This is a genomic window from Flavobacterium sp. KH_001, from assembly GCF_057840745.1.
Map to the genome: position 1 here is coordinate 155231 of NZ_CM174520.1, position 23292 is coordinate 178522.

At 33.0% G+C, this 23292-nt stretch carries 22 protein-coding genes; 10 read left to right on the forward strand and 12 right to left on the reverse strand.

Features of this window, described 5'->3' with window-relative positions; all coding sequences use genetic code 11:
* Position 1: 1 nt before the first annotated feature.
* Genes AC3ITQ_RS00735 through AC3ITQ_RS00745 form a run of 3 tightly spaced genes read right to left on the reverse strand, consistent with a single transcriptional unit; the run spans position 2 to position 4799 of the window.
* On the reverse strand, positions 2-652 hold the full coding sequence (locus AC3ITQ_RS00735) for a hypothetical protein (RefSeq protein WP_489236401.1): 651 nt from the start codon (positions 650-652) through the stop codon (positions 2-4).
* Positions 649-3108 (reverse strand): TonB-dependent receptor plug domain-containing protein, encoded by a 2460-nt coding sequence (locus AC3ITQ_RS00740; protein WP_489236402.1) that lies wholly within the window; start codon positions 3106-3108, stop codon positions 649-651. The genes AC3ITQ_RS00735 and AC3ITQ_RS00740 overlap by 4 nt, the downstream gene beginning before the upstream one ends.
* Before the next feature lie 11 nt (positions 3109-3119).
* Entirely contained in the window at positions 3120-4799 is a 1680-nt protein-coding gene (locus AC3ITQ_RS00745) for a M23 family metallopeptidase (protein ID WP_489236403.1), read from the reverse strand.
* 180 nt (positions 4800-4979) lie between these two features.
* Between AC3ITQ_RS00745 and AC3ITQ_RS00750 the strand changes: the two genes are divergently transcribed.
* The 3 genes from AC3ITQ_RS00750 to rny all read left to right on the forward strand — a co-directional run bounded on the left by AC3ITQ_RS00750 (position 4980) and on the right by rny (position 7341).
* Entirely contained in the window at positions 4980-5270 is a 291-nt protein-coding gene (locus AC3ITQ_RS00750; protein WP_072974471.1) for a hypothetical protein, read from the forward strand.
* Positions 5271-5275: 5 nt separating this feature from the next.
* The gene (locus AC3ITQ_RS00755; protein WP_489236404.1) at positions 5276-5569 is read left to right on the forward strand and encodes a cell division protein ZapA; all 294 of its coding nucleotides are present in this window, start codon (positions 5276-5278) and stop codon (positions 5567-5569) included.
* A 209-nt stretch (positions 5570-5778) separates the two neighbouring features.
* On the forward strand, positions 5779-7341 hold the full coding sequence (rny, locus tag AC3ITQ_RS00760; RefSeq protein ID WP_489236405.1) for a ribonuclease Y: 1563 nt from the start codon (positions 5779-5781) through the stop codon (positions 7339-7341).
* Positions 7342-7417: 76 nt separating this feature from the next.
* Here the strand turns inward: rny and AC3ITQ_RS00765 are convergent, their stop codons facing one another.
* From AC3ITQ_RS00765 to AC3ITQ_RS00785, 5 genes are all read right to left on the reverse strand, one after another.
* Positions 7418-8938: a sensor histidine kinase gene (locus AC3ITQ_RS00765; RefSeq protein WP_489236406.1), complete on the reverse strand. Its 1521-nt coding sequence runs from the start codon at positions 8936-8938 to the stop codon at positions 7418-7420.
* 133 nt (positions 8939-9071) lie between these two features.
* Entirely contained in the window at positions 9072-9968 is an 897-nt protein-coding gene (gene xerD, locus AC3ITQ_RS00770) for a site-specific tyrosine recombinase XerD (RefSeq protein WP_489236407.1), read from the reverse strand.
* 79 nt (positions 9969-10047) lie between these two features.
* Complete coding sequence (locus AC3ITQ_RS00775; protein ID WP_489236408.1) at positions 10048-10626, reverse strand: porin family protein; 579 nt, start codon at positions 10624-10626, stop codon at positions 10048-10050.
* Positions 10627-10815: 189 nt separating this feature from the next.
* Positions 10816-11373: a porin family protein gene (locus AC3ITQ_RS00780; protein WP_489236409.1), complete on the reverse strand. Its 558-nt coding sequence runs from the start codon at positions 11371-11373 to the stop codon at positions 10816-10818.
* Positions 11374-11496: 123 nt separating this feature from the next.
* On the reverse strand, positions 11497-12120 hold the full coding sequence (locus AC3ITQ_RS00785) for a porin family protein (RefSeq protein WP_489236410.1): 624 nt from the start codon (positions 12118-12120) through the stop codon (positions 11497-11499).
* A gap of 508 nt (positions 12121-12628) precedes the next feature.
* Here AC3ITQ_RS00785 and AC3ITQ_RS00790 point away from each other — a divergent pair.
* The 4 genes from AC3ITQ_RS00790 to AC3ITQ_RS00805 all read left to right on the forward strand — a co-directional run bounded on the left by AC3ITQ_RS00790 (position 12629) and on the right by AC3ITQ_RS00805 (position 16813).
* Positions 12629-13186 (forward strand): porin family protein, encoded by a 558-nt coding sequence (locus tag AC3ITQ_RS00790; RefSeq protein ID WP_489236411.1) that lies wholly within the window; start codon positions 12629-12631, stop codon positions 13184-13186.
* 131 nt (positions 13187-13317) lie between these two features.
* On the forward strand, positions 13318-13731 hold the full coding sequence (aroQ, locus tag AC3ITQ_RS00795) for a type II 3-dehydroquinate dehydratase (protein ID WP_489236412.1): 414 nt from the start codon (positions 13318-13320) through the stop codon (positions 13729-13731).
* 157 nt (positions 13732-13888) lie between these two features.
* Complete coding sequence (locus AC3ITQ_RS00800) at positions 13889-16378, forward strand: DUF5686 and carboxypeptidase regulatory-like domain-containing protein (protein WP_489236413.1); 2490 nt, start codon at positions 13889-13891, stop codon at positions 16376-16378.
* Positions 16379-16495: 117 nt separating this feature from the next.
* Complete coding sequence (locus tag AC3ITQ_RS00805) at positions 16496-16813, forward strand: GIY-YIG nuclease family protein (protein WP_065451064.1); 318 nt, start codon at positions 16496-16498, stop codon at positions 16811-16813.
* 195 nt (positions 16814-17008) lie between these two features.
* On the opposite strand, the gene AC3ITQ_RS00810 is transcribed toward AC3ITQ_RS00805, so the two are convergent.
* From AC3ITQ_RS00810 to AC3ITQ_RS00825, 4 genes are all read right to left on the reverse strand, one after another.
* Positions 17009-17884, reverse strand: coding sequence for a cation diffusion facilitator family transporter (locus AC3ITQ_RS00810; protein ID WP_489236414.1), 876 nt, complete (start codon positions 17882-17884; stop codon positions 17009-17011).
* 85 nt (positions 17885-17969) lie between these two features.
* A complete protein-coding gene (gene murA / locus AC3ITQ_RS00815) occupies positions 17970-19283 on the reverse strand; it encodes a UDP-N-acetylglucosamine 1-carboxyvinyltransferase (RefSeq protein WP_489236415.1) in 1314 nt (437 codons plus the stop codon).
* An 88-nt stretch (positions 19284-19371) separates the two neighbouring features.
* Positions 19372-20094, reverse strand: a complete 723-nt coding sequence (locus AC3ITQ_RS00820; RefSeq protein ID WP_074659573.1) for a DUF4290 domain-containing protein — start codon at positions 20092-20094, stop codon at positions 19372-19374.
* A 3-nt stretch (positions 20095-20097) separates the two neighbouring features.
* The gene (locus AC3ITQ_RS00825) at positions 20098-20394 is read right to left on the reverse strand and encodes a DUF493 family protein (protein WP_042567278.1); all 297 of its coding nucleotides are present in this window, start codon (positions 20392-20394) and stop codon (positions 20098-20100) included.
* Between the two features lie 224 nt (positions 20395-20618).
* Between AC3ITQ_RS00825 and AC3ITQ_RS00830 the strand changes: the two genes are divergently transcribed.
* From AC3ITQ_RS00830 to AC3ITQ_RS00840, 3 genes are all read left to right on the forward strand, one after another.
* The gene (locus AC3ITQ_RS00830; protein WP_489236416.1) at positions 20619-21533 is read left to right on the forward strand and encodes an alpha/beta hydrolase; all 915 of its coding nucleotides are present in this window, start codon (positions 20619-20621) and stop codon (positions 21531-21533) included.
* Positions 21534-21550: 17 nt separating this feature from the next.
* Positions 21551-22333 carry a hypothetical protein gene (locus AC3ITQ_RS00835; RefSeq protein WP_489236417.1) on the forward strand — a complete coding sequence of 261 codons (783 nt, stop codon included), beginning with the start codon at positions 21551-21553 and terminating at the stop codon, positions 22331-22333.
* Between the two features lie 424 nt (positions 22334-22757).
* A complete protein-coding gene (locus AC3ITQ_RS00840) occupies positions 22758-23291 on the forward strand; it encodes an AAA family ATPase (RefSeq protein WP_489236418.1) in 534 nt (177 codons plus the stop codon).
* Position 23292 lies beyond the last annotated feature (1 nt).

Here is a 23292-nt window from a genome sequence, read left to right on the forward strand (position 1 = left end):
ACTATTTTTGATTGTAATTTTGGTTTTTATTGAATTTTACTAATACAAATATGTTGAGTAATAGAATTCCAAAATATCCTAAAAAAAGAAACCCATATTTTTTATACAATGCTAAATTATACTGAAATTGCCTTTCTTTCTCTTGTTCTAAAAAGTACATTTTGTTAGCTTCACCATATCCACATTCAAAAAGAATTAATTTTGGTAAATTCTTATTTGGCTTACGCTTTGGAAGTATTAAAACAAAAAAATCGTTTTTATATTGTACATATGTAGGTATTTTTTCTATGGTTATAATATCTAAAATTCTAATATAAACTTCGTAATTCATTTTATTTCCTAAATGAATTTTAACCCCATTTATAGTATCATTTTCACGATATAACTTCCTTAAAACATACTGAAGGTTGTGCAACTTTTTACCTTCTGCGATCTCAGAATTATTAAAATTAAATTCCTTATAAACTCTTGTGTGTTGGGAAAGTTGTTTTTCTACAATAGAATCTAATGGATAGTAAACATTCATACTTTTCTCCACTTTAAAAGCATCTGTTTTATAAAAATGATAAAAACAAAATAACGGAATACAAACCAACGAGATCATTCCCGGAACGTAAAAAATTCTTTTTCTTTTTTCACGTTTCTCTATCATAACCTCGCATTAATTTTTACATTAAAAACTCTCGAAGTCATATAATTTGGAATCGCGTATTGGTTTTTAGAATACACATCACGAACCCATGTATTGGTAATTGCGTTTTGATTATTGAAAAGGTTGAAAATTTCAAATCCAACGGATAATTCTTTAAAACCTTTTAACCAATTTGCTTTAGCGGTTTTGGTACTGGCATCAACGAAAACTTTGGCAAAACCTACATCTGCCCTTCTGTAATCGTTTAATCTGTTTTGATACAAATACGGATCTGAATAGGCTGGCGCACCGCCTGGCAGGCCAGTATTGTAAACCAAATTCAGATATAATTTTACACTTGGAATATTCGGCATATAATCCTGAAACAACATGGCAAATTTTAACCGCTGATCTGTTGGTCTGGCAATGTAACCTCTATTTTCGTAGTTCTCTTCGGTTTTCAAATAACCAAAACTAACCCACGATTCGGTTCCCGGAACAAATTCTCCATTCAATCTAAAATCTAAACCTTGTGCATATGCAGTTGCATTGTTATTGGCGATATATCGAATTCGAACATTGTCTATTGAATATACATTTACATCAGAAAGTGATTTATAATAAACTTCCGTCACCCATTTAAAAGGGCGATCCCACATTTTAAAGTTATAATCATTACTCAAAACAATGTGCACTGATTCCTGTGCTTTCACATTTGGATTCACAACTCCGTTTACATCACGCAGCTCTCTATAAAAAGGCGGCTGATAATAAATTCCTCCAGATACCCTGAAAACCATATCCATGTCCCAATCCGGTTTTATAGCAAATTGTGCCCGCGGACTAAAAACAGTCTGATTCTTACCATCAACAGCTGCTCCGGATACATTCCAACTTTGAAAACGCGCTCCAACATGATACCAAACCTGGTTGGAACCAATTGCAGTTTTCTGATTCCATTGCGCATAACCTGCAAATCTGTTTACCGTATTAAAATTTGTTGCACGAACATCCTGATAAGGCAAAAGTGGTCCGGTATACGGCTGATAAGGCTGATTATTTTTGGGCAAAATAACCAAAGGTGGATTTATAGAAAATCCGGCCGAATCAATTACTTCCCACTCCACTACTCTGTCGCGAATAGATTCTCTGGTATATTTTAAACCAAATTCGAGCTGACTGTCATTCTTCCATTCTTTAAATCCTTTAATTTCCGCATTTGCAATTAAAGCATCCAAATCATTACGGGCATGATTCAGTTGAGAACCTATTCCACGTGTAAAATCAATTGCCTCCGGTTCTCCTTCATCCGTAACATTTCCTAAACGATATTGCGCCAAAATATCAAAGTGTTCCTGTTCTTTTGTATGAAATAACGAACCTATCAACTTTAAAGTAAAATCAGGAGTAACTTTATAAGTAGTTTTCAGTGCTCCAAAATAAGTATCATATTGATCTTTTTCCTGTCCTTCATAATAGACATTCAGCTCCATTGGCTGATCTATTGTTCCGAATCTCGTTTCGCGGGTCAAAGGCTGGTACAAATATTTATTCTGAGAAATATTTCCTAAAAAACTCATTTGCCATTTTTTAGAAATCTCATAGGTAATATTCGTTTGAACATCAGCAAAAGTTGGCGTATAATTCGTTTCGGTATCCTGGCTATTTACCAGCAAACTATTGTTGCGATAACGGATTCCGGTTACTGCTGACCATTTTTTATTTTTAGAAACCAAATCAACCGCTGCACTTGCCCCAAGCAAACTGGCTTCAAAAGCAGCTCCAAACTGAGTTGGTTTTCTATAAGTAATATCTAAGACAGACGATAATTTGTCTCCAAATTTAGCTTCAAATCCGCCAGCTGAAAAATCAACATTCTGAACCAAATCAGTATTGGTAAAACTCAATCCTTCCTGCTGACCGGAACGAATTAAAAACGGACGATAAACTTCGACTTCATTTACGTAAACTAAATTTTCATCATAATTACCGCCGCGAACTGCATATTGCGTACTCAATTCATTATTTGAATTTACACCGGGCAAAGTTTTTAGAATATTTTCGATTCCGGCATTTGCTCCGGGAATCTTTTTGATCGTCGCAACATCTATTGTAGTGATTCCCTGAACACGTTTTTTATTTTTGGAAGATACAAACACCTCCCCCATTTGCTCCTCGGAATTATTCATTACGGGATTAAAAACGAAAACTTCATTTGGTTTTAAACTCACCGCAAGACTCATCATTTTTAAAGAAATATGAGTAAAAATCAGTGATACTTTTTTATTGGAAGGAACTTCAATTTCAAAAAAACCATTTGAATCTGATTGCGCAACATTTCCGTGAGCCGCAATATTAACATCTGGAACCGGACGATTTTCCTGATCTAAAATAATACCTTTTACTTGTGCATTCTGAGCAAATGAAACACAGCTGCATAAAAAAAGGAAAACAAATATTAACTTACGATGGCTCAAATGTTGTGGCTTTATTTTTGTTGACTTCTAAAAAAATGAGTTTCAAAGATAGCAGAATTACCCACATTATCAACCACTTCTATTTTTAAATCATTTGCTCCCTCAGCTAATAAAGTATTATCAAATTTGTGCGTTATTTTTCTTGTTTTGTTATCGTATTCAAACAAAACCCAATCTCCGTTTAAATAACCGTTATAAGATTTAATTCCAGACACACTATCACTTATTGTAAACTGAATTGTTTTATCACTGACCGATTTACCTTCAATTGGTTTTGCGATTTTAATAACTGGCGCGATTGTATCGAGTACCAAACCAAATTGTCCCAAAGTTTTAGATTTAGCAATAAAAACATCATTTTTTCTGGCTGTTGCATTATAGCTGCCACCTCTTCCGATAAAAACTTTATCTCGTAATGCTTCTGAATAGGTACTGTCTTTTATTGTAATTGTAAAATTAGAATGAACCGGAACCACATCATCATGGATATAAATTTTATTATTTTTTACATCAAAATTCAGATTGAAATCATCATAAAAAGTTCCTGCCGGAAAAAACACCGACATATTCTCTTTTTCAAAATTATAATCTTTATTGACTTTTATAAAATATTTAGAAGTTTCGGAAACTTCATTAATGATTGGAGCTGCTGCATCAAATTCAATTGGAACTGTAATGGCGCTTAAATTTCCAAAATAATCCGAAACTTCAATACGATATGTTGAAGCTAAATTCGGCTCGACCGGAATAATTCCACGAAGCGAATCCGTTTTTATAATACTTAACGCAAAAGGTGTTTTCATGAAAAGCTTTTGCACGCGCTGTCCTGATTTTTTATATCTGGGATAATCAATCAAAGCATTTATATAACGCATTTCATCAAACGAATACGTATTAAACTTATAATTGTAATTTGGATTTCCGTTAACGAAAGTCGAAACATTAAAAACGCCATTTCTATTTCCGGAAACATTGTCGAAATCAACAGCATTAATTCCGAAACCAATTTTCCCGTTAGCTTTTACTTTACTTGCCAGATAAGTTCCGTCTTTCTGAAGCGCAAGATTTAACAACAAGGGTTGTTTCGATTGATTCACCGTTGTGTTATCCAACGGATAAACATACAAACTTGAAATGGTTGGTTTTTTAGTGTCAGTTATATTTTTATCGTATCCGAAAAAGATTGGATTAATAACAAACTCAGATTTAGTATCTCTAATTTCAAAATGCAGGTGCGGTCCTTCAGAGGAGCCTGTATTACCCGAAAGTGCAATTAACTGTCCTTTTCTAACCGGCAATTCTCCCGGTTTCGGAAACATTTCAATTTCAAAAGCTTTTTCTTTGTAGTGTGTTTTCTGAACATACTCCTGAATGGCTCCAAGTGTAGTTTGCAAATGTCCGTATACAGAAGTATATCCGTTTGGATGTGTGATATAAATACATTTTCCGTTACCAAAAGTCGAAATTTTAATTCTTGACACATACCCTTCTGCAACTGCATAAACATTTAAACCTTCCCTTTGATTGGTTTTTAAATCGAAACCGGCATGAAAATGGTTTGGTCGCAACTCCCCAAAATTCCCCGACAACTGCATTGGAATATCTAATGGCGGATCAAAATAATCTGTAGGATATTGCGTCTGGGCAAAAATAATTTGACAAAATAAAAGGGTAAGTACTGAAAATCTCATAAGGAACATTTTTGCTAAGATAAAAAAATAACAGGCGAAATCCGACGATAATTAAGACAAAAATACAATTGATTGAATTTCATTTATTTGTCTATTTTTAATGCAAAAAAATCGATAAAAAATTGCATTAATAAAAAGGAATACTAACTTTGTATGATTAAGTAATGAATAGGATTTATAATGAGTGTAATTGCCGAAATAATTGATACTCTTGAATATAAAGTCGAAAAGCTTTTTGAAAAATCAAAAGGCCTGGAGAATAACAATCAGGAATTACGATTACAATTAGCCAAAGCTGCGCAAATCATCCAGAAACAATCTGAAGAAATGGAGGCTTTGAAAAAGCAATATGACACACTTAAAATAGCCAATTCGTTGCTCGGCAGCGACAATAACAAGAGAGAGACAAAGCTTAAAATAAATTCATTAATTCGCGAAATTGATTACTGTATAGCGCAATTATCAGATTGAAAAACATGGACGGAAAGCTTAGAATTAAAATATCAATTGCAGACCGCGTTTACCCGTTAACGGTTGAACCCGCTCAGGAAGAAGGACTTAGAAGTGCTTCTAAGAAAATTGATGCTATGATAAAGCAATTCGAAGAAAGTTACGCGGTTCGTGACAAACAAGATGTATTGGCTATGTGTGCATTACAATTTGCATCACAGGTTGAACAAAAACAAATTGACAACGTGATTGATGGCGAAGAAACCATCGAAAGAATTAAAAGATTAAATTCGCTATTAGATCAATATCTCGAAAATTAAACGTTCTTTACAGAAACTAAGATACTGCCTACATTAGTTCACAATTGGTAAACTCAACACTAACAAATTAAAGTGAGTGAATCGTCGCTACTATAGTACGTCCCGATTTTATCGGGAAAACTTGAACAGTGAGTTAGCTCAAAACTTGTCTTTACGAGTTTATTCAAGCAATTAATGTAGGCTTTTTTTATATATAAATTTAAACAAACATGGACATCATAACGATCATTATTTCAGGTATAATAGGTATTGCAGCAGGTTTTGGAATAGCTAAAATTATCGAAAAAAGTAATATTTCAAACCTTATCAAAAACGCGAAAAAAGAAGCTTCATCAATTTTAAAAGACGCCAATTTAGAAGCAGAAAATATCAAAAAAGATAAAATCCTTCAGGCAAAAGAACGTTTTATCGAATTAAAATCAGAGCACGAACAGGTTATTTTAGCAAGAGACAAGAAAGTTGCCGAAGTAGAAAAAAGAGTTCGCGATAAAGAATCACAAATATCAAATGAACTTTCTAAAGCTAAGAAAGTAAACGATGATTTTGAAGCTAAAACAGCCGAATACAACAACAAAATTGAAGTTTTAGATAAAAAACAAGCAGAGGTTGACAAATTACACAAAAGCCAATTACAACAGCTAGAAGTAATTTCAGGGCTTTCTGCTGAGGAAGCAAAAGAACAATTAGTAGAAGGTTTAAAAGCCGAAGCTAAGAGTAAAGCTATGTCTCATATTCAGGACACAATTGAAGAGGCAAAACTTACTGCACAGCAAGAAGCTAAAAAAATTATCATCAACACCATTCAAAGAGTTGGAACAGAAGAGGCAGTAGAAAATTGCGTTTCTGTATTTAACATTGAATCTGATGATGTAAAAGGTAGAATTATTGGTCGTGAAGGACGTAACATTAGAGCTCTTGAAGCTGCAACCGGAGTTGAAATCATTGTTGATGATACACCGGAAGCTATCATCCTTTCTTGTTTTGATCCTGTTCGTAGAGAAATTGCTCGTTTGTCATTGCACAAATTAGTAACAGACGGACGTATTCACCCGGCCAGAATTGAAGAGGTTGTTGCTAAAACAGCTAAACAAATTGATGATGAAATTATTGAAGTAGGTAAACGTACAGTAATCGACTTAGGAATTCACGGATTACACCCTGAATTGATTAAAGTTGTGGGTAGAATGAAATACCGTTCTTCTTACGGACAAAACTTATTACAACACTCAAGAGAAGTTTCTAAACTTTGTGGTATCATGGCAGCCGAATTAGGCTTAAATGTAAAATTAGCTAAAAGAGCTGGTTTACTTCACGATATTGGAAAAGTGCCGGATACTGAAAGTGATTTACCCCATGCTTTATTAGGTATGCAATGGGCAGAAAAATATGGCGAGAAAGAAGAAGTTTGCAACGCGATTGGAGCTCACCACGATGAGATCGAAATGAAATCATTATTGTCTCCGATTATTCAGGTTTGCGATGCTATTTCAGGAGCAAGACCAGGAGCAAGACGCCAGGTTTTAGATTCTTACATACAACGTTTGAAAGATCTTGAAGAAGTTGCTTACGGATTTACAGGTGTGAAAAATGCTTATGCAATTCAGGCTGGTAGAGAACTTCGTGTAATTGTAGAAAGCGAAAAAGTTTCTGATGATAATGCAGCAAACTTATCTTTTGAGATTTCACAAAAAATCCAAACAGAAATGACTTACCCAGGTCAGGTTAAAGTAACAGTAATTAGAGAAACCAGAGCGGTTAATATCGCGAAGTAATCTCCATTCTTTATAAAAACAACAAAGGCTATCTTTTTCAAGATAGCCTTTGTTGTTTTATACCAATTTTCAACTCTTATAGATCGCTGAATACAATTTTAAAACTTGTTCCTACTCCTACTTCACTTTCAACAGAAATAGTTCCTTTCATCGCTTCTATTTGATTTCTGGTAATATACAGACCAATTCCGCGTGCTTCTTCATGCTTATGAAAGGTTTTATACATTCCGAATAAAAGATCGCCATGAACCGCCAAATCAATCCCCAAACCATTATCTGTAATTTTTAATGATTTTTGACCTTCTGGTTCAATCGTAAAATCAAAAACAACAATTGGATCCCGATCCGGATGAGCATATTTTATAGCATTTGTTGTAAAATTCAGTAAAACACTTTCAAGATAAGCAGGATTAAAATTAATCGTTAAATAATTCGGTACATTATTTACAATCGTAACATTCTTCTGTTTGTCATATCCTCTTATCGTGGTAATTGTTTTTTCGATGTACTCGCACAGTTTTAACGGAACAACGGCAATATTAATATTACTCTGTGTTTTTACGATTTGTGTTAAATTCGAAATCGTATCATTCAAATCGTTAGAAACTGTTCTTAAATGCACTAACATTTCACTGACAGTTTGTTTATCAACATCGGCGTCAATAAAGTCTAAAATCGACTTTATATTTCCGGCCTGCGTATTTAGATTATGCGAAACGATATGTGAAAAATTCAACAAACGACTGTTTTGATCGCTGTATAACTTCATCGTTTTTATAATCTCCAACTCCTTTTCTTTTTGCAAAGAGACATCCGTATGCGTTCCTAACACACGCAATGGCTTTCCGTTTTCATCACGCTTAATTACTTTTCCACGATCGAGAATCCATTTGTAATTACCACTTGAAGTCATTACGCGATGATAATTTTCGTAGTAAGGTATTTTATTATCAAAGTGTTCCTGAATATCAGAATAATATTTTGGGAGGTCATCCGGATGGACAATTTTATCCCAGCGCTCCGGATCATCAAAGATGTCTGTTGATTCTAATTCCAGAATTTTAAGTGATAATGAAGAATAAAAAACACTATTGGTCACCATATCCCAATCCCAAATACCAACTGTCGAGGCATCAAGGGCAAACTGAAATCGTTCTTCTGAAATACGCAATTTTTCTTCCTTATCCTTAAGCTCGGTAATATCAGAAACATGCCCAAAAAAGCTAACGCTATCAGCAATAGACTTTTCTGTTTTTGAGGAGATTTTAAACCAGCGTAAACCCTTTTTTGGCAAAGTAGCTCTAAACTCTATTTCCCAGGGCTTTACTTCCCTGCGTGCTTTGACCAAAGACTGAAAAAAAAACTCTCTGTCAGCAGGAAAAATCCTGTCGTATATAAGAAACTTAATATCATTTGTAAACTCTGCCGCAGAAAACTCAAAAATATCATCAGCCGATTTACTTACAAGTGGGAAAGTATAATTATTGTCTCGGTCTATTACAAACTGAAAAAGCAAATCGGGCATTTCAGCTAATAATTTTTTATAAAAATTATTAATCTCTAAGCAATCATCATTTTCATATAAATCAAAAACCATATAGTACCTTTTATGTAAAATTGACTGATTAAAACCAAAAAAATGCAGTTCGTCGATTTTATCTGCATTTAATAGAATTTATCATACAATATATTAATTTTTGAGATAAAAACAGAGTCTCTTGGAAAAAAAGTTATTTCCGTGGATGAAAAGAATGCATTACTTCTTTTAAAAAACTTCTGTCCAAATGCACATAAATTTCAGTAGTTGTTATTGATTCATGACCAAGCATTAATTGAATTGATCTTAGATCGGCACCATTTTCCAGAAGATGCGTTGCAAAAGAATGACGAAGTGTATGGGGACTGATATTTTTTTTAAGACCAATCTTTACAGCTAAATCTTTTATTATAGTAAAAATCATTGCCCGCGTTAACTGATTTCCTCTTCTGTTCAAAAACAAGGTATCTTCACAGTCTTTTTTAATAGTTAAGTTACCTCTGACTTCATTCTGATAAATCTGGATATATTTCTGCGTCAATTTTCCGATTGGTACAAAACGTTCTTTATTTCCTTTTCCGGTAATTTTTATAAAACCTTCATCAAAAAATAAATCAGAAATTTTGAGAGAAACGAGTTCTGAAACCCGAAGTCCACAACCGTATAAAGTTTCCAGCATCGCCCGATTTCGTTCGCCCTCATTGGAACTTAAATCGATTGCTCCTATAAGAGCGTCAATTTCCTGAACCGCTAAAGTGTCCGGTAATTTACGACCTGTTTTTGGTGTTTCAATTAATTCTAAAGGATTATCGTTTCTATAATCTTCAAAAACTAAATAGTTGAAAAAGCTTTTTAATCCTGAAATAATACGCGCCTGAGAACGCGGATTCAATTCCTTAGAAACATGATAGATAAACTGCTGAATGGTTTCATCTGTAATTTTTAATGGCGAAACCTCCATTTTATTTCCATCTAAAAAAAGACAAAGTCGTTCAATATCAAAACCATAATTTTCGATGGTATTTTTAGACAAACCTCTTTCGATTCGCAAATACGATTGATAATCTTTTATATATCTGTTCCAGCTCATATTTACAAAGTAAGTGATTTTTAGGCATAAAAAAACCTTCCCGGGTCAGGAAGGTTTTTTTATATCTTTTAATACTTCTTTAGAATTTATATCCTAAAGTCAAGGCTAAAACTCTATTTTTTGGGCTATCAAAATATTCATCTGCATCATCAACATCATAATCTGCAATATTAGACAAACCAACGGTATAACGAAGATTTACAGAAACATTGTCTGTAAAATTGTAACCAGCTCCAAAATTGAATCCAGTGTCTACTGATTTAAAATCATCTTTCACATCATGACCTTCTTCTTTAGCTGATACTAAAAATCCTAATTGTGGTCCAGCTTCAACAGTAAATTGTTTTGTAATATAGAACTTAGCTAAAACAGGAACATTTATATAATTTAATTTGTCATCAAAATCACCAATTGGAGTATCAAAACTAGCGCCTTGTGTAGAAAACAAAATCTCTGGCTGAATAGCCAATCTTTCAATAATTTTAATCTCAGCGAAACCTCCAAGTTGAAAACCTACTAAAGAACTAGCATCCCAGTAATCACTTCCGGCAGATACCGTTGTTATATTAAGACCTCCTTTTATTCCAAACCTTGTTTGTTGAGCATTTGTAAATCCAAACGCCATTACTGCAATAGCAACTAAAAAAATTCTTTTCATTTTTTATTTGATTTTGGGTTAAAATTAATAGGTCAAATATAGAAATATACTTAATAAAAAATAATTTGTTTTTTTACAATAATGTTATAACGATAAAAAAATTATCCCTATACACAAAAAATGAAATAAACACGTAAACAAAAAAACCTTCCAAAATTTGGAAGGTTTTGATTATTTTAATCTTATTAATTAGAATTTATATCCTACAGATACTGAGAATACACTATTGTTCATTTTAAAATCATCACTATCTTCAGTATCAGCAACATTTGATAATCCTACATTGTAGCGAACTCCTGCAAAAAAGTTTTCTGTAAAATCATATCCTGCACCAAAATTAACTCCAAAATCAACAGAGTTTAAAAAATCCTTAGCATCTTCTCCTTCTTCTTTCGCAGATAATAAAAATCCTACTTGTGGCCCAGCTTCAATACTAAGTTTATCAATTACATAATATTTTGCCATAACTGGAACATTCAAATAAGAGATCTTTAATTCATCATCAAAACCGTCTTCACTAAAATCTGATCCTTGTGCAGAATATAAAATCTCTGGTTGAATTGCAAATTTATCTGATAATTTAATTTCAGCTAAACCTCCAACATGAAATCCTGTTAGAGAAGATCCATCAGCATCTCCACCAAGATTAGCAAAGTTAACACCAGCTTTTACTCCAAATTTAACTTCTTGAGCATTTGAAAAAGCAAATGCCATTACTGCAACAGCAGCCATAATAATTTTTTTCATTTTATTTTTTTGGTAATAATTAATTATTAAAAAATACGTACGTAAATTATTTAAGAAAAATAAACATATGCTTAAAAAACTATCCAGATTTATAAGATTTTGGCTATTTTCTTCTTTTTATTATTAGAATTTATACCCAACAGATAATGAGAAAACCCCATTATGAAGTTTTGAATCATCACCTGGTTCTGTTTTTGCAATGTTAGCAAGTCCTAAATTATATCTTGCATTAGCTGAAAAATGTTCAGTAAAATCATATCCTGCTCCTAAGTTTAAACCAAAATCAATTGATTCAAATGAATCTTTAACATCTTGCTCATCTGAACCACTAAAGCCCTGAACTGTAGTTTTCGTTTTTGCAGAAGTTAAAAACCCTATTTGAGGACCTGCTTCAATATTAAATTTTTCAACAATATAATATTTAAACATTACAGGTATATTGATGTACGAAAGATTAAATTGCACATCAGCAGTATAAAAATTACCTTCCAATTCTACTCCAAAATTGTCTACTTTTGCTCCTTGAGTAGAATACAAAAGCTCTGGTTGTATTGCCAGCTGATCAGACAATTTGATTTCTACAAATCCACCGACATTAAATCCAACTCTTGATTTAAAATCTATACCTTCAGTGTCTCCAGAAAAATTTGAAAGATTTAAACCTCCTTTTACTCCAAATTTAACTTCTTGAGCATTTGAAAAAGCAAACGCCATTACTGCAGCAGCAGTCATAATAATTTTTTTCATTTTGTTTTTTTGGTTATAATTAAACGGTCAAATATAAAATTATACTTATTAAAAAAACGTTTGTATTTTAACAAATAAAACAGTAATTAGAGCCAAAATCTTACGAGACAAACAACACCTTAGAGACGTTAATAATACAGGAAAAGATCAAATAACAACTTTTTTCAAATTGAGAAAAACACCAAAATCATACTTAATTATAACTCAAAAAAAGTTGTTCTTTTTCATTTCCTGTTTACTGTAGTAAATTTAAGACTAAAAAATCAGCAGAGAAATCTTAAATGAATTTACGGAAAATGAAATCTAATTCTTATTAAAGAAAATTTTAACTAATTTCTAATACATAAGAATAACACTCTTAAAAAGAGCCAATTATCTAGTCTTTTTGAAAAATTATCCGAATTTTATTAATTATTTAATGCAAAACACAAAACAATAAAATCATAATTCTGTAGTTTTGGTCTATATATAACATTTAAAAAAAATACCAATTTTTAAAAACAATTTTATGAAAAAGATAATTTTAGCAGCTGTGCTGTTCATCGCAACATCAGCTACAATACAAGCCCAATTATTAAAACTTGGAGTAAAAGCAGGGGTTAACTTTGCAAACCAAACTGGAGATTTCCCAGATCAAATTGACAAAGAAGGTATCACTAGCTACCATGCTGGTTTAGTTGCTGAAATAAAAATATTAGAGAAATTTTCTATCCAACCAGAGCTTTTATATTCTACTACAGGTGCATCGTATAAATTTAGTGATGTAAGTGAAGATGTTAAAAACGAACTAGGATATATCGCTATCCCGGTTATGGCTAAGTTTTATTTAAGTAAAACTTTTAGCTTGGAAGTTGGTCCACAAGCTTCTTTCTTAGTAAGTGAAAGAAATGATTTTGATGTTAAAAATGGTGAAACTTTTGAATTTGGTGTAAATGCCGGATTAGGAGTTAAACTTACTGAGAACTTCTTTTTACAAGGACGTTACGGTTTAGGATTAACAGAGGCGTCTGAAAATGCTGATATTAAAAACTCTGTATTTCAAATTTCAGCTGGATTCATGTTCTAAAAAGAATATCACATAGTTTTATAAAAACCGTTCTATTAATTGGAACGGTTTTTTTATTTTTACATCCTTGTGAAATGTATTCCGTGAAATCTAAAATGGAATTAATCACACTAATAAAATTTAAATTACTTATGAAAATTTGCATTATCAACGGACCCAATTTGAATCTTTTAGGAAAAAGAGAACCTGAAGTTTACGGAAGTCAAACTTTTGAAGATTACTTTGAAACGTTGAAACAAAAATTTCCAAACGTTGAACTTTCGTATTATCAAAGTAATATCGAAGGTGAATTGATTGGAAAAATTCAGGAAGTGGGTTTTAGTTTTGATGGAATCATTTTGAATGCCGGTGCTTACACCCACACTTCTATTGGCATAGGAGATGCTATGAAAGCCATTACAACTCCGGTAATTGAAGTTCATATTTCGAATACTTATGCGCGTGAAAGTTTCAGACATCAGTCGTATTTATCCGGAAATGCAAAAGGTGTTATTTTAGGTTTTGGATTAAAAAGCTACGAATTAGCAATTCAGTCTTTTTTGTAAATAAGTATCATTTTTGTAAGCGAATGTCATCCTGAGCGAAGTCGAAGGCTAATAGAAATGAGAAGGCTTCGACTCTGCTCAGCTTGACAAACAATTTAACAAATTATTAATAAGCTCGTTTTTAAGTTATTCTATTTTTGTGAGAGAAAAAACTTTCATGAGAAACTATACTTTACTTGCCTTTTTATTCTTTTCGATTACCAACTTTGCTCAAATCAAAGGAACTATAACAGATGACAAAGGAAACCCTTTGCCTTTTGTATCTGTTCTTGAAGAAAACACATATACGAGCACAACTTCAAACGAGCAGGGAAAATACCAACTGAACGTAAAAGAAGTTGGCAAAAATAAAATCACGTTTCAGTATTTAGGTTTTAAAACCCAAAAATCAACTGTTTCTGCAGATTCAAAAACAGCTACCTTAAACATCATAATGCAGGAAGAAAGCTTTGCATTAAATGAAGTTGTCATTGATCCTAAAAATAATCCTGCGAATGCAATTATAAGAAGTGCAATTGCAAACAAAAAAGACAATTCTGAAAAAACAGCACGTTATACCGCTGATTTTTATTCAAAGGGAATGTTTAAGATAAAAGATCTTCCTAAGAAGATTATGGGTATGAAAGTAGATATTGGCGACGAAATGGCGTCAAATTTAGACTCAACGGGAACAGGAATTTTATATTTATCAGAAACAATCTCCAAGATTTCCTTTGAAAAACCCGGCAAACTAAAAGAGAAAATCATTGCTTCTAAAATCTCAGGAAACAATAAAGGCTACAGCTATAATACAGCTTCATTATCAACTTATGACTTTTATGACAATACTTTAGACTTTGATGTGAAACTTATCTCTCCTATTGCAGATAATGCTTTCAGTTATTACAAATACAAATTAGAAGGAACTTTCTTCGATGACAACAATCAGCAAATTAACAAGATTAAAGTAACTCCAAAACGCGATAAAGAACCGGTTTTTGAAGGCTACATTTATATTGTCGACGACAGTTTTGCTATTTATGCTATCGATTTAGATATCAAAGGTTACCGAATGAAAAATGAATTTACTGAAATTATGACTTTAAAACAGAGTTTTAGTTACAATTCAAAGAACAAAATCTGGTCTAAAAATGCACAGACACTTTCTTTTAATGCAGGTGCTTTTGGAGTTAAATTCTCAGGAAAATTCAATTATGTTTATTCGAATTACGAGTTTCCTGCTTCTTTTGAAAAGAAAACTTTTGGAAATGAAATTGTAGCCTTTGAAGCGAACGCCAATAAAAAAGACGACGCTTTTTGGAATGAAATCCGACCAATTCCTTTAACTCTTGAGGAAAGCAGCGATTATACTAAAAAAGACAGTTTACAAACCATTAAAAAATCTCAAAAATACACAGATTCAGTTGATGCTAAAAACAATAAGTTTAAAGTATTTGATGTCATAATGGGTTATGAATATAAGAATACTTTTAAGAAACACTCCTTTGAATATAAAGGTCTGCTAAACCTTTCGTCTTTAAGTTTTAATACCGTACAAGGTTTTAATCTGGACTCTGGTTTCTCCTTTAGAAAATGGAATGAAGAAAAAGGAAAAAACACTTCTATAAATACTACTTTTAACTATGGTTTTTCAGATGAACGTTTCCGTGTTACAGCAGATTTCACCCATCGCTTCAACAATATTAATTACGCTACAATCTGGGCTTCCGGAGGAACAAAAACAGCTCAATTTAATGGCGCCGAACCTATAACTAAATTTGTCAATTCTATTAGTTCATTGTTCTTTAAGGACAATTATATGAAATTGTATAATTTAGAATTTGCCCAAATCAACTATGCTCAGGATGTTGCAAACGGAATTAATTTAAATGCTAAAGTAGCCTATGAGCAGAGAAAACCTCTTTTTAATACCACAGATTATTCCTTCTTTAAGAAAGATGATATTTATTCGTCTAACAACCCTTTAGCACCAGACGATTTTACAACTTCCGCCTTTGATCAGCATCACTTATTTAAAACGGCTTTGACTGCGAGAATTAACTTCGGAAACAAATATATCTCAAGACCAGACGGAAGATATAATATTAAAAACGAGAAATATCCAACTGTATTTTTGATTTTTGAAAATGCTTTTGCTGCCAGCGAGAAAAAATATGAATTTGAAAGACTTGGTGCGGCTGTTCAATACGACCTATCCTTAGGAAATAAAGGCCTTCTGGGAATGAATTTCAAAGCCGGAAAGTTCTTTAATGCCAAAAATATTTCTTTCATAGATTACAGACATTTCAACGGAAACCAAACACACATTGGAACAAGTGATCGCTATTTGAATGTTTTTAATATGATGCCCTATTATGCCAATAGCACAAACGATAGTTATATTGAAATACATTCAGAATATAACGATACCGGTTTTATTATGAATAAAATTCCGTTATTAAATCTTTTGAAATCTACAATGAATATTGGTTTTCATTCACTGGCCATTCCGGACAGAAAACCGTATTCTGAATTCACAGTTGGTTTAGACAATTTAGGCTTCGGAAAATTTAAGCTATTTAGAGTTGATTATGTTCACTCTTACCAAGGCGGAATCCAGCAAAACGGGGTTGTTTTTGGGTTGAAGATTTTGAATGTCCTTGATTAGATTAAAGACAATCTTGTCACTTCGACGAAGGAGAAGTCACATAAAGAAGTTCACACAAAGTAACTTCTGCATATGCTTTGTTTAAAGTGACAAAAAACTATAAAAACATTAAAAATTATGTTTAATCCACAAGAAGGATTTCATTCCTATTATGTGTACATTTTAACCAATAAATATCGTTCTACTTTTTATATCGGCGTAACTAACAATTTAAAATTAAGATTACAACAACATAAAGACAATTTAGGAAATGGAAACAAAACTTTCGCTTCAAAATACAGTATAGAATTTCTAGTTTATTATGAAAAATTTGTTTGGATCCAAGAAGCAATTGCTCGAGAAAAAGAATTAAAAAAATGGAGAAGAGAAAAGAAAATAGAATTAATACAAAGTTTCAATTCAGGCATGGAATTTCTTAATTATCATTTCGAATAAACCATCAAATTGTCAATTTTGTCATTCGAAAGAGAAATTACGTGACGTGATCTACTTTATGTGACTTCTCCTTCGTCGAAGTGACAAACTTTATCTATAAAAAAATCCGCTTACTCTTTAAAAAAAGAATAAACGGATTTTTTTCTAGATTCAAAACCTTAGCACCTTTGAACCTTTGCCCCTTTGACCTCAGAATCAATGATAATCATCTGGTTCAATGTGAATCAGAACATTACCCAATTGAGGTATTTTTTCTTTTAAAGTGTCTTGTAGTTTATGCGATAAATCATGTCCTTCTTTCACTGAAATTTGTGCCGATACTATTGCATGAAGATCAACATGATATTTCATTCCCGCTTTTCGGATAAAACATTTTTCTGTTCCTAATATACCTTGGACTGTCAAAGATTTTAGTCTAATTTCTTCAACCAAATCATCATTAAGGTTTTCGTCCATGATCTCGCCAAGCGCTGGTCTAAAAATTTTATAGCTGTTGTATAAGATAAAAAAAGCAGCAAAAAGTGCCGCCCAATCATCTGCTGATTCGTAACCTTTTCCCATTATAAGCGCAACAGAAATTCCGATAAACGCCGCTACTGAAGTAATAGCATCACTTCGATGGTGCCAGGCATCGGCGGCAAGAGAAGAACTATTAGTTTCTTTACTCCGTCTCATTACTAAACGAAACGAATATTCTTTCCAGATAATTATTGCTCCTAAAACATATAATGTCCACGATTTTGGCAAATCATGCGAAGTCTGAATATTAGAAATACTTTCGTACCCAATAATCGTTGCTGACGTAATTAAAAACCCAACAACCAAAAAAGTAATTAATGGTTCTGCACGTCCATGTCCATAAGGATGATTTTCATCTGGCGGTTTATTTGAATACTTGATTCCAAATAAAACCAAAAAAGACGAAAATATATCTGCAGTTGATTCTATTGCATCTGCAATTAAGGCATATGAATTGCCAAAAAAACCTGCCAAACCTTTTATCAAGGCCAAGCAGGTGTTTCCAACTATACTAAATATAGTAGCTTTTACAGCTTTTTGTTCATCTGTCATTTAGACTATTTTTTTTCGCCACGAAGTCACGAATTATAGCAAATCTCAATCTTCCTTTAATTCGTGATTTCGGGCAAATATTTTTTTACGCTCTCACGATTTTTGCTCCAATTGCTCTTAAACGCTCGTCGATACGCTCGTATCCACGGTCAATTTGTTCGATATTTTGAATTGTACTTGTTCCTTTTGCTGAAAGAGCCGCAATTAATAATGAGATTCCCGCACGAATATCAGGAGATGACATTGTTGTTGCTTTTAATTGAGATTCGAAATTATGTCCCATAACCACCGCTCTGTGCGGATCGCATAACATAATTTTTGCTCCCATATCGATTAATTTATCCACGAAAAACAAACGACTTTCAAACATTTTTTGATGAATTAAAACATCTCCTTTAGCTTGTGTAGCAACAACCAAAACGATACTTAATAAGTCAGGAGTAAACCCTGGCCATGGTGCATCAGCAATAGTTAAAATAGAACCGTCGATATCTGTTTTTACTTCGTACCCATCTGTGTGAGCAGGAATGTAAATATCATCATTACGTTTTTCAATTGTAATTCCTAATTTTCTGAATGTATTTGGAATCAAACCTAAGTTTTCCCAGCTTACATTTTTGATCGTGATTTCACTTTTTGTCATAGCCGCAAGACCAATCCATGAACCGATCTCGATCATATCAGGTAAGATTCTGTGCTCACATCCTCCAAGGCTTTCAACACCTTCGATAGTCAATAAGTTTGAACCAACTCCTGTGATTTTAGCTCCCATCGAATTCAGCATTTTACACAATTGTTGTAGGTAAGGCTCACACGCAGCATTGTAAACTGTAGTTTGTCCTTTTGCTAAAACAGCAGCCATCACGATGTTTGCAGTTCCTGTTACAGAAGCTTCATCAAGCAACATATCTGTTCCTTTCAACCCTTCTGCCGGAGACTCTACACCATAAAAGTGATCTTCTCTGTTATATCTGAATTTTGCTCCAAGGTTAATAAAACCTTCAAAGTGTGTATCTAATCTACGACGACCAATTTTATCTCCACCCGGTTTTGGAATATATCCTTTTCCGAAACGAGCCAAAAGCGGTCCAACAATCATAATAGAACCACGAAGCGCTCCACCTTCTTTTTTGAAAGCTTCTGTTTCTAAATATCCAACATTAACCTCATCCGCCTGAAACGTAATCGAACCCGGTTCATTGCGTTGAATTTTCACTCCTAAATTACCCAACAAAGTGATTAATTTATTGATGTCAATAATATCGGGAATATTATTAATTCTTACTTTATCCCCCGTTAGAAGCACGGCACATAAAATTTGTAATGCCTCATTTTTTGCTCCTTGCGGAGTGATTTCTCCTTTTAAAGGAATTCCTCCTTCGATTTTAAAAATTCCCATAGATCTTGTTTAGGTTCTAAGGTTCTGAGATTCTGAGGTTCTAAACTAGTCTTAGCTTCTTAGCTCCTTAGCATCTTAGCACCTTTTTTTATTTCTGATTATTGTTTTTCTGAAAAGGTTTTGGTTTCCCAGGTCCTTTATTATTTTTGTTGCTTTGGATTTTTGGCTGACCAGGAGGCGTAATTTTGTTTGACATACGTTTGTTCGTACGCAATAAATCAGTTGTGTTTAAAAGTTCTTCTGTACTTTGCAACAAATTGATTTTTCCTCCTGACAATTCAAACAAATGCTCAAAAATCACATCATCTTTTACTGTGTCTTTGTTCCAGCTTAAATAAGATTTTTTCATATGATTAGCGATCACTAATACCAATGCATTTTTCATTTCGCCTTCCTCCCATTTATTGGCAACATCAATCATATATTTGATATTGTTACCATAAAATCTGTATTTCGGAAAGTTTTGCGGGTATTGTAAAACATCTGGTTTTAACTGCAATACATCGCGAGACGGAATTGGGTATGGCGATTCTACATCTAATTTAAAATCAGACATAATAAAAAGCTGATCCCACAATTTATGTTGAAAATCGGGCACATCACGCAAATGCGGATTCAAACTTCCCATTACCTGAATGATGTATTTCGCGGCTTTATTGCGCGTTTCAGCATCTTCAATAATAGTAGCCTGATCGATCAGTTTTTGCAAATGACGACCGTATTCAGGAATAAGTAAACGCTGTCTTTCAGAATTGTATTCTAAATTAAAAACAACGTCATTCGCGACTTCTTTTTTATATTTTTCGACCATAAGTTATAATGAAACTATACCTTCTATTGTAGATACTTCTTTGTATTTGCCAATCACATCGTCAGAGCTGTTCATCGTAACATCTACAGAAACACTGGTAAATTTACCGGTTTTAGATTTTGTTGTTTTGATAACCGCGCCCATACTGTCAAAAGCTTTTTCAACTCGCTCAACATTATCGGCTACTGAAGGCACAATGAATTTGTACAAATATTCAGCAGGCCAGGTGTTTGCGTTATCCAGTTCTACCTTTAATCTTTCGTAAAATTCGGCGGTGTTTTTTTCTTTATCGTTCTCCATTCGTAATTAAAAATAAACGCAAATATACGGTTTTGATTTCAGATTTTTTAGATTTTTTTCTTTGAAAAAAGGCTCAAAGATACAAAGATGTAAAGGTGCAGAGAAAAAAGCTTTGCGACATTATTTCATTGTGAAATTTCCTCTTATATTTGAAAAACTTTGCTACGAAAATCTCTCGTAATCCCGATGGCTATCGGGATTGCGAGATTCTAAACCACAATACCATGAAAAAAATCCTTTTACTTTTTATCGCACTCACAATCAACTCGATGAAAGCACAGGAAATCAAAACAATGACTTATTTCCAAAACGATACTATCAAACTGGATTTAGATTTGTATTTGCCAGAGAAAAAATCAAATGAAAAAATTCCGTTAGTGATTTTTGCTTTTGGTGGTGGATTTTCTGGTGGTGAACGTACGAGCGAGAAAGAATTTGGAATGTTTATGGCGAAAAACGGTTATGCGGTTGCCAGTATTTCATACAGTTTATATATGAAAGAAAAAGATTTTGGATGCAAAGGAACTTTGACCGAAAAAATAAAAGCAATCCAAATTGGTGTGAGCGATATGTGGCAGGCGACTTCGTTTTTGATTGAAAATGCTAATAAGTACAATCTTGACGCTTCAAAAATTTTTATTTCCGGAATTAGTGCAGGTGCTGAAATTGGTTTTCATGCATCGTTTTGGGATTACAAACTGATGAATCTCTATAAAAGTAATTTACCGGAAAACTTTAAATATACCGGATTCATAGGAGGTTCTGGAGCAATTCAGGATATCAATTTGATTACAAAAGAAAAAGCAATGCCGATGTTATTGGCTCATGGAAATAATGACCAAACTGTTCCGTATGCCGCAGGCTCACATCGCTCCTGCCCGACCAATGCTTCGGGTTGGTTGATTCTATTTGGGTCATATGCCGTTTACAATCATATGATTGATCTACATAAAGATATTGAACTGATTACCTTTTGTGGTGGCGGACATGAATTCTCCGGTTATCTTTTTCATGATGGAAAACAATATGTTTTGGATTTTGTGAATGATGTTTTAAAAGGTAAGAAGTTTGAATCGCATTTGATTGTTCCTTCTAAGAAGAAAGGTGCTGATTCTGGGAAGTATTTGTTTTGTGAGTAAATTAATAGAATAGGTTTATGAAAGTAAAAATCTTATTATCAATAGTTATTTTAGCATTGTGCATTCAATGCAAAGGAGGTAAATCCGAAAAAAACACACCGAAAACAGAAAAAATATCAGCTGTAAACAACTACAATTTTTTTGGAAATAAAAGTTTAAAATTCCAATTTTTCTCTGATAGCTCTTACGTTTTTACAATTAGAGAAAAAGGTCAAAATCACGAAAAATTGGAAAAATTCAATGATTTTTGTTATTCAAAAAATGATACAATTTATTTTAGTCGAACAAGATTCCGTTATAATGGCAGTGAAAAGGCAGTAATTAAAAATAACTTTATTGAATTTATTGACGGCGATTTTCCGCTAAAAATTGAAATTAAAAAAAACCTGCTTCAAACCAAAAACAAATTAAATCTTGAAAAATATAATGATTATGCGTTTTTTTCTTTTGAAGAAAAATTCCATGAAAGATATTTTAGTTTCAAACCAAACACTATAAAACCATCAGATTTAAATCAAAAGGAATTACTTGAAATTGATCAAATTTTAAAAAAGTGTTTTTCTGATAACGCCTCAGAACTGAGAAAATTCGACAAATATGTAAATCAATGTATTGTTATAATAAACGAAAAACAAGAAAAGGAAGTTTTGATAAATAGTTACTGCAAGGATTCATACAATGAAAAAGATTTTAAATATTCCTTAATTCAAATGGATGACGGCGGAAATTGTAATATAAGTTTGAAAATAAATTTAACAAAGCACAATTATTCAGATCTGAATATTGCGGGTCGTGCATAAAACATTTAATTATATTATTCTTCGATTGCTTTAAACTGGACTAAAGTCCAGCCCTACAATATTTTTAGAACCTTCGGCTCTTTTTTGTTAGTTCCAGAGGAACAATTTATTTTGTAGAGCTGGACTTCAGTCCAGTCTAATAATATTTTAGAGATTTGTTTTTTCTATTGCAGTCTTTTAAATACCTACAAGGTTTTGAAAACCTTGCAGGAGCGCGCAATATTGTAAATCTTCCCAAAAATAAAATCATATTTCCTAGCTAGCCCTGATTGAGGCGATATCCTTTTATGGCGGGGTTCGCCATAAAAGATATAGCCGAAAGCAGGAACCCATGTCTCCAAAATTGCGAAATCATTCGCTTCAGGCAAAATAATCTTTTTAAATACCAATAAGTTTAGGTAAATTTGCGCTTTATTTTAAGAAAGTGCAAAAAGAAATCATAGTTCTAATTGGTGGCCCGGGAACGGGAAAATCTACTCTGATCAACGAATTGGTAGCTCGTGGCTACTGCTGTTATCCTGAAATTTCAAGACAAGTTACGCTAGAAGCGCAACAACGCGGAATCGAACAATTGTTCCTTGAACAACCTTTATTGTTTAGCGAAATGTTGTTGGAAGGCAGAATTAAACAATTCGAAAATGCCCTTGAAGAACCGGACAATGTAGTTTTTATAGATCGCGGAATTCCGGATGTTGTAGCTTATATGGATTATATTGGCGATGAATATCCGACGCATTTTACAAAAGCCTGTGAGGACTTTAAATATTCAAAAACTTTTATTTTACCGCCTTGGGAAGAAATTTACGAAAGCGACACCGAGCGTTACGAGAATTTCGAACAGGCTTTAACGATCCAAAAACACCTTGTTGAAACGTACAAGAAATATGGTTACGACTTAATTGAAGTGCCTAAAGATACGGTGGAGAACAGAATTCTTTATATCTTAGATAAAATTTAGG

Coding starts and splice junctions, on each gene's coding strand:
- AC3ITQ_RS00735 (WP_489236401.1), bottom strand. CDS start 652: ATGATAGAGAAACGTGAAAAAAGAAAAAGAATTTTTTACGTTCCGGGA.
- AC3ITQ_RS00745 (WP_489236403.1), bottom strand. CDS start 4,799: ATGAGATTTTCAGTACTTACCCTTTTATTTTGTCAAATTATTTTTGCC.
- AC3ITQ_RS00750 (WP_072974471.1), top strand. CDS start 4,980: ATGAGTGTAATTGCCGAAATAATTGATACTCTTGAATATAAAGTCGAA.
- AC3ITQ_RS00755 (WP_489236404.1), top strand. CDS start 5,276: ATGGACGGAAAGCTTAGAATTAAAATATCAATTGCAGACCGCGTTTAC.
- rny (WP_489236405.1), top strand. CDS start 5,779: ATGGACATCATAACGATCATTATTTCAGGTATAATAGGTATTGCAGCA.
- AC3ITQ_RS00765 (WP_489236406.1), bottom strand. CDS start 8,938: ATGGTTTTTGATTTATATGAAAATGATGATTGCTTAGAGATTAATAAT.
- xerD (WP_489236407.1), bottom strand. CDS start 9,968: ATGAGCTGGAACAGATATATAAAAGATTATCAATCGTATTTGCGAATC.
- AC3ITQ_RS00775 (WP_489236408.1), bottom strand. CDS start 10,626: ATGAAAAGAATTTTTTTAGTTGCTATTGCAGTAATGGCGTTTGGATTT.
- AC3ITQ_RS00780 (WP_489236409.1), bottom strand. CDS start 11,373: ATGAAAAAAATTATTATGGCTGCTGTTGCAGTAATGGCATTTGCTTTT.
- AC3ITQ_RS00785 (WP_489236410.1), bottom strand. CDS start 12,120: ATGAAAAAAATTATTATGACTGCTGCTGCAGTAATGGCGTTTGCTTTT.
- AC3ITQ_RS00790 (WP_489236411.1), top strand. CDS start 12,629: ATGAAAAAGATAATTTTAGCAGCTGTGCTGTTCATCGCAACATCAGCT.
- aroQ (WP_489236412.1), top strand. CDS start 13,318: ATGAAAATTTGCATTATCAACGGACCCAATTTGAATCTTTTAGGAAAA.
- AC3ITQ_RS00800 (WP_489236413.1), top strand. CDS start 13,889: ATGAGAAACTATACTTTACTTGCCTTTTTATTCTTTTCGATTACCAAC.
- AC3ITQ_RS00805 (WP_065451064.1), top strand. CDS start 16,496: ATGTTTAATCCACAAGAAGGATTTCATTCCTATTATGTGTACATTTTA.
- AC3ITQ_RS00810 (WP_489236414.1), bottom strand. CDS start 17,884: ATGACAGATGAACAAAAAGCTGTAAAAGCTACTATATTTAGTATAGTT.
- murA (WP_489236415.1), bottom strand. CDS start 19,283: ATGGGAATTTTTAAAATCGAAGGAGGAATTCCTTTAAAAGGAGAAATC.
- AC3ITQ_RS00820 (WP_074659573.1), bottom strand. CDS start 20,094: ATGGTCGAAAAATATAAAAAAGAAGTCGCGAATGACGTTGTTTTTAAT.
- AC3ITQ_RS00825 (WP_042567278.1), bottom strand. CDS start 20,394: ATGGAGAACGATAAAGAAAAAAACACCGCCGAATTTTACGAAAGATTA.
- AC3ITQ_RS00830 (WP_489236416.1), top strand. CDS start 20,619: ATGAAAAAAATCCTTTTACTTTTTATCGCACTCACAATCAACTCGATG.
- AC3ITQ_RS00835 (WP_489236417.1), top strand. CDS start 21,551: ATGAAAGTAAAAATCTTATTATCAATAGTTATTTTAGCATTGTGCATT.